Genomic DNA, 15,544 nt, shown 5'->3' on the forward strand with positions numbered 1-15,544 from the left:
TTATTGCCCTTAAGACGAAGGTTGGGTTTGAAACGTTGGATATATTTTAAAAAAAACCTAAAATTTAAATTGAATTTTTCAAAGACTGGCTATTCCTTTGGTTGTTGGCCCATCTATTGAAGCCAGTTTCCCACAAAAAAGAGGTGATTTTCTGATGATCAACGGTATTAATTCTCGGTTGCTGAAGACGATACTGCCATTGCTGATAAAGATTGAAAATATAAGATTCTAGAGCAGGTAGTTCAGACTCCTTGTGATAAAAGACTTTACCAAAGCCATGTCCGGAAATAATGTTTTCTACTTCCTCATCTCTAATGCCATTGACCAAGGCCAAAATTGGGCTTCCCGATGCTATATACTCAAACAACTTACCGGTTAATATGCCCTTCATCTTATCAGAAGACCAGGACAATAATAGGTTGACATGAGATTTTCTTTGAATTTCTAAGGCTTCCTTATGTGGTACTATACCGTGATTGACCAAGATTTGTCCCAATCCATATTTTTCTAGAATACTTCTCCAAAACATGACATCTTTCCCCGCATGCATAAACTGAAGATGACTAACTTCAATATGGCCAGAGGAAATAAGATTGGACAGTGCCCGTCCAAGTAAGTCGGCCTTCTGGGCATGAGGGTAGATAATGCCTGTGTAGGCCAAGGTGAACAAATCGTATTTTGAGATGGGCTGTTGTGGAAGCAATGAAGCATCAATTCCATTTCTCACTACTTTTACATGATCATGGTATAAGTCTATCCTTTCCTTCAAGCCCTGTGAGACGGTAATCACTTCATCTACGTCCTTGAGCAACTGACGATTCTTTTTAAAGAGATAACTATTCTCAGACATATTGGTCAACATTGGATCTCCTATAAAATCTCTATAGTCTGCAATCCAATACAAATTCGGATATTTTTTTTTCAATTTCCACGCCATGAGATGAGAATCAAATGGAGAATATGATGATATAATAATATCCACCCCTTGTTCTTCGATAATCTTAGAAGCAATTTTCACTCCGGCATTGACGTAATAAGATCCACCTTCGTCCATAAATCGAGAGAGGATGGAATCTTTAAACCATTTCCTAAACCGCAATATTCTTGATGATCCTGCGGCATTATCGGGCACAATTAAAGAACTTCTCTTGCCAGTAAAAAAATGATAAATCGACCGATAATCCACAGTAGGGACTTCTATTACATCTTTTTCGAGATAGTTGTATTCGTCTTGGGGTAAAAAATGTCTATTGGTAGTGGTTAAAACAAATATTTTTCTGGCTTCGGATTTAAGGGAATGATAAAATCGCAAATTTCTTATGGTTCCAATCCCCTTAATAGGTGGAAATTTATAATAAATACATAAGATATTTTTCCCTTTAAATCTATTCAAACCCTTGTCATTTATTCCAAATTCCAGTTGGATGCCACTTCATCCTTAACCTGTTTTATTTCCTGCTCTCTATCCTTTGGCCATATCATTAAAACATCATTGGTATCTACAATCAATAAATTGTCCACACCACTTATGACGGCTTTTTTGCCCTTCGGTAACTGCAACAATAAACCTGTAGCTCCTTCAATATAATAATTTTCTGGTTTAACATTGGTCACAATTTCATCTTCATCCTTGGCTTGAAGTTCAAATAGACTTTTCCATGTACCCAAATCACTCCAACCTATATCCATAGGCATACAGTAAATATTCGATGATTTTTCCATAATGGCATAATCAATACTGATGGATGTCACTTGGGGGTAGCGTTCATTTATAAAGGCTTCTTCCTCAGGGCTACCATATATATTTTCACCATATAAAGTCTGATAAATTTCTGGAGCAAAAACCGAAAATTGATGTAGAATATCTCCAGCCTTAAATAAGAAAATACCGGCATTCCAAACAAAGTCGCCAGAATCGATATATTCTTGTGCGGTCTGTGCATCTGGCTTTTCTTTAAAAGTAGCCACCTTATATATATTCTTACCTTCAATTTGTGGTCCTGTTTGAATATATCCATAACCAGTATTGGCATGATGAGCTTGCATACCCAATGTCATTATTCCTCCCTCAGCGTCAATAAATTGGATGGCCTTGGCTAGACTGCGTACAAAAACCATCTCATTGGATATCATATGATCCGATGGCAAGAGCAATATCATTGCATTGGAACAAATCGCTTGGATATGAAAGGAAATATAAGCTACACAAGGTCCAGTGTTTTTACGTGCAGGTTCTGAAATTATATTCTCGGCCGGTAATTCGGGGAGATGTTCTGCCACTTGGTCCACATAGTTGGCATTTGTAATAACAAATATATTGGAAGCGGGAACAATATTCAAACTCCGCTCATATGTCATCTGAATTAGGGATTTTCCCACCCCTAGGATATCTAGAAATTGTTTTGGTTGTGAATTTCGACTGGCAGGCCAAAACCTAGAACCCACGCCACCTGCCATAATAACCACGAAAGTGTCTTTGTCCATTGCCTTGTTTATCATCTTATAGGATATAAATAGTAAACGAATCTAATCTAATATTTTGGAATAGCTAAAAAAGGAGTCCAATAAAATTCCACTATATAAAGTAAACTTAACATTGACGCCAAATTATATATTTGTAAAAATAAATTAAATTGACTTTTTAGAAAGGGAATGATTATCGTTCTTCCTGAAATATTTCTCCGCACAGTAATCTGGATTAGAAAGCTTATTAAGGTATTTACTAAAGTTGATCTTAAAAGATGTTGACAAAAGAATAACAGCGATTTTAGTTAATATTGTATGGTGGAAGAAACATTTATAAAAACTACAATAAAACCATGATTACCATCAAAGGTCGGATATTAAAAACCCACTATTACGCGAATTCCATTCCATCTATATCCGCCCAAATATATGCCATGACGGCTATTCCAAAATCTCCTCCATGGTATGTTACTGTAAATCAACCCACTAGATGGATTGATTTGGAATCCGATTTTAGATTGGGTTATTCCAAAAGACTTCAAAAATATTTACGCAACGATGTAATGGAAGAATTCACCATTCACCGTCCACTGATTATCCCAGATATCTTAGAAATGTTTAATTCAACCATTGAGGCCAAAAATCTAAATTCATATCCTTCCTCCATTGTACGGATCCAAGACAACTACTATTATTCTGAAATACACCATAGAAAACTAGGTCGACTGGCGGCGCATCTATGTATCGGGGACAAAGACAACAAAATCGCAATGGGTTACATTAATGCTTCCAATTTCAGAAAGTTTGAAGACAAACATTCCGCCAGGATAGCTAGCATAGCCAATAAAGCCCTATTTGACAACGATTTGCATTATTTGCAATCCTTGGGATATCAAACCTATGATATGGTAGGTATTACGGAACCCATGAATCAAATGAAAAAAGAATTCGGTGGAAAAATTTTACCGACATATACCCATATTCCGAGCATAATATATGGTTTAGATTATTTGAGAAAGCGATTTTAAAACTTCATGTTGTTGATTCAAACTCGTTTCTCGCCAGTGTAACCAAGTCCACACCCTCCATATCAAATCCCATTTGGGTTTTTTATGCATAGATTTAACAAAATGGTTGATATCGATGAATTCACTTATCAAATCTTTTTTATCGTGAATATCTTTTATAATCATTGTGGTATTTTTCTTTAAAAAATAATTTTGAGGGGAGGTATAACCTTGTTTACGATACCGCTTATTTAATTTCTCTGGCAGTTTCCCTTCGAAAATTTCCCTCAACATAAATTTGCGAACTCCTTCCCTAATCTTATAATCATCGGGCAAATTAACCACAAATTCTACTAATCTATAATCTAAAAAAGGACAACGAGACTCAATACCATGATACATAGAATTGCGATCTAAAGCGTGTAACATCACAGGTAACCCCATACCAAATAAGGCGTTTTGAGAAACATCATATAAATCCCCTTGAAAAGGACTCACATGAGAATCGACAATATCTTCCCTCCACACTTCGTTATGGGATGAGCGATACCAGTCGTAGTCAACATTACCTCGCATATTTCTAAAACTATTCCACTTCTTTTTTAGAGTCTCTACTGGGTATTGATTCTTAATCCCCATAGAATAAAACTCTTGAAAAAACTGCACCTTATCCTTTCGCCATAGATTTTTGAGATGGAAGTAATGAAACTTAGTATATCCTCCAAAGATTTCATCGGCTCCCTGACCATTTAAAATAACTTTCACCCCTTCCGATGATATTTTTTTCTTTAATAAAAAAGAAGCGAATACGGCAAACGAACCGACGGGAATGTCTTGTAAATACCCCAGATTGCCCAAATTTTCAATAAAACTATCCCAAGTTACGGTATTTTTATGGAGAGGTTTATGCATTTCATCAGCCAATATTTGTGCAAATGGAGATTCATCGTTGACAAAATCAGGAAAAGCAGCATTGTACAATTTAAATGATTTAGCCCCTAGTTCGGCCACAGTCAGTGCAATCACACTACTGTCGATACCTCCTGAAACCGTCACGCCAACTTGAACGTCTGACCGCAATCGAATATCTACCGAATCTTGAAACAAGGCCAACAATTGTTGAGGGTCTGGATCAACGGTTTCCTTTTTAATCGAATAATATCTGGATATTTTAAGTTCTTGATGCAGTATATCATAGACTCCATAATGACCTGCCGGAAAGGATTTTATTTTATCGTAAAGGGTGTGATTATTGTGCACCAATCTACCTCGCAAAAAATAATCATTTTGATTTTTGATATCAAGATCAGTACCTGCTATAGGCAGCAATTGTTTAATTTCCGATGCCAAGGCGAAATGTTGATCAAAATGGGTATAATACAATGGTTTTATGCCAAAACGGTCACGGGCGATAAATACCTGCTCACAGTCTTTCTGATAAATAGCCATGGCCCACATCCCATTAAATTTATGCAAACACTGAGGACCCCATGCATGATATGCCTTTAAAATGACTTCGGTATCGGACTCTGTTTTAAACATATATCCCAAGGACAGTAATTCATTCCTGATTTCAATAAAATTAAACAAACAGCCATTAAAGATAATGACATTGTTTTCATCATACATTGGTTGATTGGATCTTGTGTGTATATCCAAGATAGAAAGCCTATTGTGTGCCATTCCACAATGTTCCCCCATGCAAATTCCGGTATGATCGGGCCCCCGATGTTGAGCTAAATCACTCATTTGACGAAGGGTTGATTCTACAATATAAGGGTCAATACTAGGATTGTGATATAAGGCAATTGAACACATACATTAAGTTTCTTATAGGATATTAATATAAACTTATATATATCAGTAAAAAATTAACATATTAAGAAACAGTTAACAATAAACCACAATTCGCACCAAATTCATCTTAAATATTTGGCAAATTATGTATTATGCTGACATATATAACTAGTTTAAGCTTAAATCTATTTATTTTTTTTGTAAACGACAAGCATTTAAGCTTATTATTAATAATAAAAAACCAGTAATTATATTTAGACTAGAAAAGGATAATCCCAAATCTAACATATAGCCATAGAGAGGCGGTGCCATGGCAGAACTCAACACCAACATAAATGTAAAAACACTCTGTAAATGTCCGATTCGCTCAATACCATAAATCTCTGCAACCACAGAAGATCGCAACACCCCATTTAACCCCATAGTAACTCCAGTCATTACCAAAAATATGCCGGCCCCCAACATACCAGGCACCCATGCCAAAACTAACACCCCAATAACCATGGGCAACGGATAAAATGGAAATATTTTTCTAGCCGTAAATTGATCAGTTAGCCATCCCCCATATAAAGTGAACAACAATCTTGCTCCGGCATAGCCCATAAATAGAAAAGAATATAGTTCCATAGACCAGCCCTTTTCTTCAGCCAATACATATTGATAGAAAAAAAGGCCAGTTGTCATAAAACTAATAAAGGTTATCGGCATCATTAACATCCAAAACTTGGACTCCTTGATCACAGTTTTTAGATACTTTCTCTCATCTTGGCTTCTCTCTTTGGATTTACTCAATCGACTAACAGCCGATTGAGGATCTAAATCAGATAAATCCATTTTAATCAACATAGGCCACAAGGTCAACAACATCAATATGACACCAACTATAAAACCTGCACGCCAATGAAAAGCGGAAATAACCAATCCAATCATAAGCGGAAAGATCATTTCTCCAATTGAAAAGCCCAGGGACGCTATACTAATGGCCTTCCCTCTTTCGGAATCAAATCGACGGGCGAGTACACTAAAGGCAATATGAGGGAATAGGCCCTGCCCCCCCAATCTCAATCCGATAATAGCTATAAATATCATCCATGGCCAATATGAAGCGGCAAATATTATTCCCGACACCAATAACAACAACATGGTTTTGGAAGCAAATTCTTTGACCGGGATGTAATCCATCAGCTTTCCAAACCTAAATAAGAGAAAAGAAGCCAAAATGGTGGCAACTGCATAATAACTTCCAAACTCAGACTTACTTAATCCAAATTCTCTGAGTATAAATGGTACAAAAAGAGAGATATAAAAAGTCTGTCCCAAACTCGAATAAAAAGTCAGAGCCCCTCCAAAGGCAACGGGTTTGGTATGACTCTTTAGAAAAGAGCGATAATTAGTCTCCATGAAAAGCGATTTAACTTGACTTCACTTGCGCAAAGCGAAAAACACAGGTGATTTTACTAAAACGCAAACTTACGACAAAACCTAATAAAGCTCAGTTTTATACTAAGTTTTCTTAGAGTTAATTCTGCAAATAGGCCAAATATTTAAATTAATTTGCCAACCCATGGTTTTAGATGAAAAAATCAAACAAAAAATTCGTCCATCGCTAATTTCAAATTCTATTAATATCAATTGTTATGTTATTGTACAAATGTCCAATTTAGCAGAGGATGGCAGTTTGAGAATTTGGCCATAATTTACAAAAAGTAATGTTCAACTTGCGGAGACAGGATAATATACGATTTGCAGGAAAACAATATTTTCTCGTTACAACATTCTATAGAACCTAAGAAAATCCGTGATATGGAAGATACCATATAAGGTTAGAAAAGTAAATAAGCCATTTTATTAAATAAACTATCCCTAAATAAAGATAAAATGTTAATTATCCACCTCTACTTAACCGAGGTATCACAGTGGTAAGTAGATATTTTGTAGCCCTGTCCTTGCTGCTGGAGTTGTATTTCCTGTATTTTCCCATCTTCAGTTAGAGTAAAATAATGAATTTTTCCCACTTGGCGCTGAAAGACAGGATATATCATTTCACTGCTTTCTGTCACAAAAAGGTTGGAATATATGGTATACATCAAATAATATGCTTCATTAAAATCCGCATTGTCAATGATATAATCTTCAGATATACAGGATGATACTGTTCTGCGAATAAAATGGATGCCTTCATCAAAGTCCATTTCTATTTTCTTTCCAGCCTTTGCCCCACTTTGCAATCCAGATTCTATCTGTCCTTGGCTTTTATACACCGAACTCACAAGGTCAATTCCTCGCAGAGATTGAGTGGTCAACAAGGGTTCCATCCTTGCCAAATCTCCATCGAATACATAACCTGTGTCTTGCTTAATAATCACTTTTACCCAATGACCTCCTACACCTAATCCTTCTGCTATTTCCTGGTACAAAGTTTTAGACTTTATCGACATATCCACTACCCTAGCCTGTTGTCCATAATAGAATTTACCTACTTTATTACTTGACTTATCAGCTGTTTCATACATAGTGGTTCCCTGATGATTCCACACATATAGATTTTGACCAAATCCATAGCTGGACTGGCCATAACCGGCAAATAAAATCAAAATATTAAATACAGTAAATACAATCGCTTTCATAATTTAAGATTTATGCAACCCAAAACATTTTTCGAAGTAGATTTATTGTAATTTTCTTCTCGTATTTCCAATAGTAATCGTTTTATTTTTTTAAAAAAATAGTCCAACAATATATTTTAATGAATATAGGGAATGTAAAATATATTATATTAGGAGCTCAGCAGATGTCGCCTAAATATTTATTTAAACTATCTATCGCGCTATGAAAAATCAATATTTCCTCTTCCTAGGTTTACTTCTAATCCTAAGCAATACTTCTTCCGCACAAGAACGAATCTATCGATTCCCAGATGTATCCAAAGATCGTATCGTATTTTCGTATGCTGATGATTTGTATATCGTCAGCAAAAATGGTGGCCAAGCTAAAAAATTGAGTTCTCCACCGGGAGCAGAAACATCACCGCGGTTTTCACCAGATGGACAAACCATAGCCTTCTCTGGCAATTACGATGGAAGTGTGGATGTATTCACTTTGTCGGTCAATGGTGGAATCCCCAAACGAATCACTCATCACGGAATGAGGGAGACCGTTATTGATTGGAGTCCCAAAGGAGATCACATTCTATTCTCATCCTCAATGGAGAGCGGCAAGCAACGATTCAACCAATTCTATACCGTTCCAGTAGATGGAGGTCTGCCCCAGAAGTTGCCTTTGGAACAAGCAGAATTTGGATCTTATTCACCAAATCAGTCCCACTTAGCATTTACCTATAAATCCAGAGTGTATAGAACATGGAAAAGATATAAAGGGGGTATGGCTGCAGATATTTTCATATTCAATCTCAATTCATACGAATCTGAAAACATTACCCAGAGTGACGACAACGATGAAATGCCCATGTGGCATGGCTCATTAATCTATTACCTATCCGACAAAGATGATCGTGGAAGATATAATATTTGGAGATACGATACACAGACTAAAAAACATAAACAAATCACTCATTTCAAAGATTTCGATGTCCAATTTCCATCCATTGGACCTGCAGACCTTGTTTTTGAACTCGGTGGACAACTCTATTTACTCGACCTTAAAACAGAAAAATATAGCCCCGTAAATATCGATATCATCGATGATTATGAAAAGACAAAACCCAGAAATATTAGTCTAAGCAACCGAATAAGTAATATTCAACTATCTCCCAACGGCCAACGCGTACTGGTCGAAAGCAGAGGGGAAGTCTTAGACCTTCCGGCCGAAAAAGGTGCTACCTATAATCTCAGTCAGTCATCTGGTTCTGCAGAGCGATATCCCGCTTGGTCGCCCAATGGCAAAAAAATTGCCTATTGGAGTGATGAAAATGGAGAGTACCAATTACACTTATACGATTACCAATCCAGAAAACAAGAAGTCATCAGCAATTTCAAGGATGGATATCGATATAAAATATGGTGGTCTCCCGATAGTAAAAAAATAGGTTTTATCGATCAAACTATGACGATTTACATCATGGACATCCACTCTAAAGAGCTGACAAAAGTCGACCAAGGCAAATGGATGTATCAGGGTGATTTAAATAATTTCACCATGAGTTGGTCTTCTGATAGCCGATGGATCACCTATGACAGAGGTCTAGACAACAGAATGAATGCCCTATTTCTATTCGATGTGGAGAAGAAGGAGGTCCACCAAATCACTGCTGGCTTTTACAATTACAACAATCCAGTGTTTAGTCCTGATGGCAAATATCTATGTTTTCGCACCGATCAGAATTTCACCCCTCAATACAGTTCATTCGACAATAGTTGGGTATACACCTTAAGCAACCAAATAGGTTTGATACCATTAAATAAATCATTGCCATCTCCACTTTTAGCTCAAAACGACACAGTGGCATTTACTGAAGCCTCCCTTGAGAAGACTGATACTGTGGAAGAGAAATCTGCATCGTCAAAAAGTAGTGATACTTTACAAAAAGACAGTCTGGTTATCGATATCGATGGTATGGAATCCAGGGCTGTAATTCTTCCCCTAACAGCCGGATCTTTTCGGTCTATCTCTGCAATCGAGGGGAAAATTATTTATTTGAGAAATCCTATCCCTCATGCCAATGGGGAGAAAACCAAATTGCAGTATTATGACCTCAATGAACGCAAAGAAGAAACCATAATCGAAGATGTCAGCTTTTATGTATTGTCTCATGACCAGAAAAAAATACTGACGGGCAAACCCAATAAAATGGGTATTATATCACCCAATTCTGGGCAAAAAATCGATAAAACCGTACCTGTGGGTGATTTGCAAATGAATCTAGATCCCAAAAAAGAATGGGAACAAATATTCAACGAAGTATGGAGGATCGAAAGAGACTTTTTCTACGACAAGAATATGCACGGAACCAATTGGGCTCAATTGAAATCCCACTATGGCCAACTCATTCAAAGTGCCCAAACAAGATCTGATGTCAACTACATATTAGGTGAATTAATTGGGGAACTCAATGCTTCTCATACTTATCGAGGTGGTGGTGACGATGAATCTTCTAGAAGCGGAAATGTAGGTTACCTCGGTGTTGATTTTGAATATAAAAACGGCAGCTACCAGATTAAAAAAATAATAAGAGCAGCTCCTTGGGACAATGAAGTTAAATCTCCCCTATCCGAACCCGGCATAGATGTATCGGAAGGTGATTATATACTCGCCGTCAATGGAATCATGTTGACCCAGTATTCCGATCCTTGGGCTGCATTTTCAGGTTTGGCCAACAAGACGGTAGAATTATTGGTCGGTAAAACACCTTCTGTTGAAGAGGGTAAAAAAGTCTTTGTAAAAACCCTCGATTCAGAAACTCGACTGAGAAATCTGTCTTGGATAGAAAAAAATAGACATTATGTCGACTCCGTATCTAATGGAGAAATAGGATATATCTACGTGCCGAGTACTGGACTAGATGGTCAAAAAGAATTGGTACGCATGTTTTATGGTCAGATACATAAATCTGGGCTAATCATCGATGAGCGCTTTAACAATGGGGGGCAAATACCCGATCGTTTTGTAGAATTACTCAATCGCCCCCCTTTGGCATACTGGGATGTAAGAGACGGAGAAACGTGGTCTTGGCCTCCAGTATCTCATTTTGGTCCCAAAGCCATGTTAATCAATGGATGGTCTGGATCTGGAGGAGATGCTTTTCCTGACTATTTCAGAAAAGCGGGCTTAGGACCTTTAATTGGCACCAAAACATGGGGTGGGTTAATAGGCATAACAGGAGCACCTAGTTTAATTGATGGTGGAGGAATAACTGCCCCTACTTTTAGAATGTATAACCCAGACGGCAGTTGGTTTCCCGAAGGTAAAGGGGTAGTTCCCGATATAGAAGTATTGGAAGACCCAACCGCATTGGCCAAAGGCAAAGACATCCAATTGGATGAAGCAATTAAATATATACAGAATGAATTAAAAACTGCGCCAAAACGCATTCCCGCGGTTCCAAAAGTCGAGAAACGAAATTAAAACTTCTCATAGATTTGTGATTATGGGAATTTAAAATGGTATTGATGTCAATCGATAGAGAAACTATAGGGAGAAAATTATTGTACATACTGTGATCATAAATCTCTAGGGCAAAATCAATCTAAGAGAACGATGTGACTAGATATACAATGAAATTTCCTACTTTTAGCATCCATTTTATAAATCATAGAAAGCTAAAATGATAAACCCTAAACAAATTGTTGGAGAGAAAGCCGCGGAATATATAAAACCTGGAATGAAAGTGGGATTGGGCACAGGGTCTACTGCCTATTTTACTACCCTAAAAGTGGGACAGTTAGTAAAAGAAGGACTAGATATTCAATGTGTACCTACTTCAAAAAGTACTGAAAAATTGGCTAAAGAGCTCAATATTCCACTAATTGATATAGCTTCGGTGGATGAATTGGACATAACCATCGATGGTGCCGATGAGGTAGACCAGAATAAGCACTTAATCAAAGGTGGCGGAGCAGCCCACACCAGAGAAAAAATAGTGGCTTCCATTACCAAACACTATATTATTATAGTGGATCAAAGTAAACTGGTCAAGACATTAGGTACTTTTAAACTGCCTGTTGAAATCATTCCTTTTGCCAAGGAAATAAGTCAACGACAAGTAGAAGCATTGGGATGTACTAGTGATTGGAGGTTAAAAGAAGATGGTGAAATTTTAATTTCTGACAATGGGAACTATATTCTGGATTGTAATTTTCACTCTATACCAGACCCAGCTAACCTCAATCAAAAACTAAACATGATACCAGGTGTTGTAGAAAATGGACTCTTCGTAGGTATGGCCAATACTATAATAAGTGGAGATCAAAACGGACACCTGACGATATTTTAATAACTTAAGTAATAATAAACATGACATTAGAAGAAAAAGTGCAAAAAAAGATGGTCGCCGCCATGAAAGCAAAAGATAAAGATCAATTGCGCACACTTAGAGCCATTAAATCTGAGCTTTTGTTATTGAAAACAGATGGTTCTGGCGATGAAGTAGATGAAGCAAAAGAGCTGAAACTCATCCAAAAAATGGTAAAATCCCGACAGGAGTCCATGGATATTTATCAAAAAGAAAACAGAGAAGATTTGGCGGAAAAAGAAGCCATAGAAATAGAACATATTAAAGCATTCTTACCCGCCCAACTGAGTACAGAGGAGGTTACCGCAGCCATTACTGCCATAATTGAAGAAACTGGAGCATCGTCAATGGCCGACATGGGAAAAGTAATGGGAATAGCTCAACAAAAAATTGGTGGACAAGCCGATGGAAAAACCATAGCACAGATTGTGAAACAAGTGTTGGCATCATAAATCCATCTAATATTCACAGATGATTTATACTTTTACTCTTTCATTCTGTGATATTGAAAATAAAACGAGGTTGTTTGGTTGACAGACAACCTCTTTTTATTTACTTCCCTGTCTCTTGCTTGTTCCAAACAAGGTAGACTTATACCAAAAGTGCTTATAATTGCATTTCTTCAATACACTATCAATTAGAACATACTGGCCCACATCAAATGAGTCTAATTAAAACAAGAGATTTATTAATAAAATAACCCCTCAAAATCACAGAAATACTATATTTATAGAATAAATACTAACGGCCAAGATGAAAAATATTATAATACTCTCCTTACTAATATCAATGTGTACGAGTTGCGCCACAATATTTACTGGAACTTCTGACATTATCCATTTTGATTCTAGTCCTAGTGGAGCCATGATATACAAAGATGGACTGGAAGTGTGCAGAACCCCTTGTTCGGTACCGATGAAACGATCGATTCAAGATGTCGATATTGAAATGAAATTGGATGGATACGAAACCAGACTCTTTAGGCTCGATAGAGAATTCAACGTGGTGAGTATCCTCAATTTGGGTTTTTTAGTTGGCTGGGCCATTGATGCCGTATCCGGATCGCTGATGAAATACGACAGAAAAGCCTATGACCTAGAGCTTACTCCTAATCAAAAATATGGTCAGCTTACACCAAAAACCATTGAGATCAATACCGTGAAACGAACAGTGGATGTTTATTATGTCGGGGAATGACCATAATTAATGAACCTTCCTCTATTATGTATATTTCTCAGAATAATAGCCTAGACTTTATTTAAAGAATAGTCAATCAATCTATTATCATCTCCGCTTATTTGATAAAGGATTAATTCTACAGAAACTTTACTTTAAAATTTATAAACAGAATTTTTTCGGAAAAATCCGTCCTCGAATTCAATGGATATTATTCAATATTCTCTCCTATTCAGAATTACCATCACTCGAATTAGAACCCATTTCAACTTATTTTGATTGGAAAATAGATTTATAGTGAATTCAGCATAATTTTCTGCCCATTAAACTTTTTGATTTAAAATATTGGATTCAATATCGCTATCTTATAGGAAAAGCCAGCATATCTGCCGTCTGACCGGCTAGAATTTATTATACCACTTCGAAATACATATTGAAAAAATCAAATAGGTGAATTTCATAATTATATCTTAAATAAAGACAAAATAATTAGTTGCACATACAACCAATTATTATTTTGAGTAGTTTTGCGAGCAATTGCGAAATCGTAAACTATGGATAAAATTGTAAACCAAGAAGGTCTGATACCGATGATGGCTAAACTCTCAAAAGAGTTTAGAGCCTTAGTTATGGAAAAATTTCAAAAAAATGGCATTCAACTCAATAAAGAACAAGCCATTATTTTAAAAATACTTACTGATGTTAATGAATGTCCACAAAATGACTTGGCATTAGTTACCTCTAGAGACAAAACGACTTTGACACGATTATTGACGACCATGGAAAAAAAGAGTCTGATCCAGCGTAGACAATGTAAATCCGATAAGAGAGTCAACCTTGTTTCTATTACAGATACCGGTTTGATAGCATTTAAAGAAGCCGAACCCATTCTTACTACCATCTTGGACGATGCAGTAACAGGAATTGAAGAACACAGGATTAATGAGGCCAAATTACTTATAAAAGATATATACAATAACTTAAACATACCATATGAAAAATAATGCCAATATTATACGATTGATCACCGGTATAATTTTAGGAGGATTAATTATTGTGGGATCCATTTTACTGTCCCAACAGATAGTTTCGGCCAAGGAAAAACCTCAGACCCAGGTAAATAAAACCATTACGAAAACATATGCACAAACGGTAAAAAATTCTGAAATTCCTATTATCATTGAGGAAAAGGGAAGTCTAGAAGCCCTGCATAAGGTAGAACTTTATTCTGAAGTACAGGGAGTTCTTAAAACAGCCTCTAAATTGTTCAAGCCTGGACAGACCTATGCTAACGGAGAGGTGATTATGGAAATAGACGATGCCGAATTTAATGCGGGATTAATTGCTCAAAAATCGATTTTATACAATCTAATTGCTCAGGTAATGCCTGACCTCAACTTAGACTATCCAGAGGTTTTTGACAAATGGAATCAATATCTCAATCAATTTGATATTCACAAGAAAGTGACCAGTCTACCTGAATTTGACAATGACAAGGAAAAATTTTTCATCAATAGTAAAAACATTGTTTCGACTTACTACAACATTAAAAACCTAGAGGAGAGACATAAAAAATATACACTTCGCGTTCCGTTTCACAGTATTGTTACCGAAGCTATGGTATATCCAGGCACTTTGATCCGATCCGGTCAAAAACTGGGTAGTATCATAAACCCCAGTCAGTATGAATTAGCGGTGTCTGTCAATGAATCCTATAAAGACTATCTAATGATAGGAAAGAGCGTCGTCTTGTATAATTTAGAGAAGACTCAGTCGTGGAAGGGACGTATCGCCAGAATAGACGCTACCGTTAACACGACTACTCAAGGAATAAAGGTATATATCGAAGTGTCGGGCAAAGGACTTAAAGAAGGTATGTATTTATCGGCTGAACTCGAGGGCAGATCCATAGAACAAGGCTATGAAGTATCGAGAAAATTGTTGGTTAACAATTCTCAAATCTATATTATCGAAGATCAAAAACTTAAATTAATACCGGTAGACGTAGAATATTTCAAAAGTAAGACGGCTATTATATCCAATCTAGTCGATGGTAGTCAGTTGTTAGAAAATCCTATTCCCGGTGCCTATGAAGGTATGATCGTAGAAGTCATCAATCACTAAGGACAGC

The 15,544-nt window shown here is 36.6% G+C and carries 12 protein-coding genes; 7 read left to right on the forward strand and 5 right to left on the reverse strand.

Annotation, left to right across the window (positions count from 1 at the left end):
* Positions 1 to 64: 64 nt before the first annotated feature.
* Both LVD51_RS06995 and LVD51_RS07000 read right to left on the reverse strand, forming a co-directional pair.
* Complete coding sequence (locus LVD51_RS06995) at positions 65 to 1,393, reverse strand: glycosyltransferase family protein (RefSeq protein WP_236970493.1); 1,329 nt, start codon at positions 1,391 to 1,393, stop codon at positions 65 to 67.
* Positions 1,394 to 1,404: 11 nt separating this feature from the next.
* Positions 1,405 to 2,499, reverse strand: a complete 1,095-nt coding sequence (locus tag LVD51_RS07000) for a mannose-1-phosphate guanylyltransferase (RefSeq protein ID WP_236970494.1) — start codon at positions 2,497 to 2,499, stop codon at positions 1,405 to 1,407.
* Positions 2,500 to 2,819: 320 nt separating this feature from the next.
* On the opposite strand from LVD51_RS07000, the gene LVD51_RS07005 reads away from it, so the two are divergent.
* On the forward strand, positions 2,820 to 3,494 hold the full coding sequence (locus LVD51_RS07005; RefSeq protein ID WP_236970495.1) for a hypothetical protein: 675 nt from the start codon (positions 2,820 to 2,822) through the stop codon (positions 3,492 to 3,494).
* On the opposite strand, the gene asnB is transcribed toward LVD51_RS07005, so the two are convergent.
* The 3 genes from asnB to LVD51_RS07020 form a co-directional block, all read right to left on the reverse strand.
* Entirely contained in the window at positions 3,468 to 5,291 is a 1,824-nt protein-coding gene (asnB, locus tag LVD51_RS07010) for an asparagine synthase (glutamine-hydrolyzing) (RefSeq protein WP_262912737.1), read from the reverse strand. The two genes, LVD51_RS07005 and asnB, sit on opposite strands and share 27 nt — an antisense overlap.
* A gap of 168 nt (positions 5,292 to 5,459) precedes the next feature.
* Positions 5,460 to 6,671, reverse strand: coding sequence for an MFS transporter (locus tag LVD51_RS07015; protein WP_236970497.1), 1,212 nt, complete (start codon positions 6,669 to 6,671; stop codon positions 5,460 to 5,462).
* A gap of 494 nt (positions 6,672 to 7,165) precedes the next feature.
* Positions 7,166 to 7,897, reverse strand: coding sequence for a hypothetical protein (locus LVD51_RS07020; protein WP_236970498.1), 732 nt, complete (start codon positions 7,895 to 7,897; stop codon positions 7,166 to 7,168).
* Between the two features lie 202 nt (positions 7,898 to 8,099).
* Between LVD51_RS07020 and LVD51_RS07025 the strand changes: the two genes are divergently transcribed.
* The 6 genes from LVD51_RS07025 to LVD51_RS07050 all read left to right on the forward strand — a co-directional run bounded on the left by LVD51_RS07025 (position 8,100) and on the right by LVD51_RS07050 (position 15,537).
* Positions 8,100 to 11,351, forward strand: a complete 3,252-nt coding sequence (locus LVD51_RS07025) for a S41 family peptidase (protein WP_236970499.1) — start codon at positions 8,100 to 8,102, stop codon at positions 11,349 to 11,351.
* 199 nt (positions 11,352 to 11,550) lie between these two features.
* The gene (gene rpiA, locus LVD51_RS07030) at positions 11,551 to 12,219 is read left to right on the forward strand and encodes a ribose-5-phosphate isomerase RpiA (RefSeq protein ID WP_262912738.1); all 669 of its coding nucleotides are present in this window, start codon (positions 11,551 to 11,553) and stop codon (positions 12,217 to 12,219) included.
* Positions 12,220 to 12,239: 20 nt separating this feature from the next.
* Positions 12,240 to 12,689 carry a GatB/YqeY domain-containing protein gene (locus LVD51_RS07035; protein ID WP_236970500.1) on the forward strand — a complete coding sequence of 150 codons (450 nt, stop codon included), beginning with the start codon at positions 12,240 to 12,242 and terminating at the stop codon, positions 12,687 to 12,689.
* Between the two features lie 301 nt (positions 12,690 to 12,990).
* Positions 12,991 to 13,434 carry a PEGA domain-containing protein gene (locus LVD51_RS07040; protein WP_236970501.1) on the forward strand — a complete coding sequence of 148 codons (444 nt, stop codon included), beginning with the start codon at positions 12,991 to 12,993 and terminating at the stop codon, positions 13,432 to 13,434.
* Between the two features lie 533 nt (positions 13,435 to 13,967).
* Positions 13,968 to 14,417 carry a MarR family winged helix-turn-helix transcriptional regulator gene (locus LVD51_RS07045; RefSeq protein ID WP_236970502.1) on the forward strand — a complete coding sequence of 150 codons (450 nt, stop codon included), beginning with the start codon at positions 13,968 to 13,970 and terminating at the stop codon, positions 14,415 to 14,417.
* Positions 14,407 to 15,537: an efflux RND transporter periplasmic adaptor subunit gene (locus LVD51_RS07050; RefSeq protein WP_236970503.1), complete on the forward strand. Its 1,131-nt coding sequence runs from the start codon at positions 14,407 to 14,409 to the stop codon at positions 15,535 to 15,537. Before LVD51_RS07045 ends, LVD51_RS07050 begins: the two co-directional genes overlap by 11 nt.
* The last annotated feature ends 7 nt before the right edge of the window (positions 15,538 to 15,544 follow it).

It is taken from the genome of Membranihabitans marinus (genome assembly GCF_021729155.1).
GTDB lineage: Bacteria > Bacteroidota > Bacteroidia > Chitinophagales > Saprospiraceae > Membranihabitans > Membranihabitans marinus.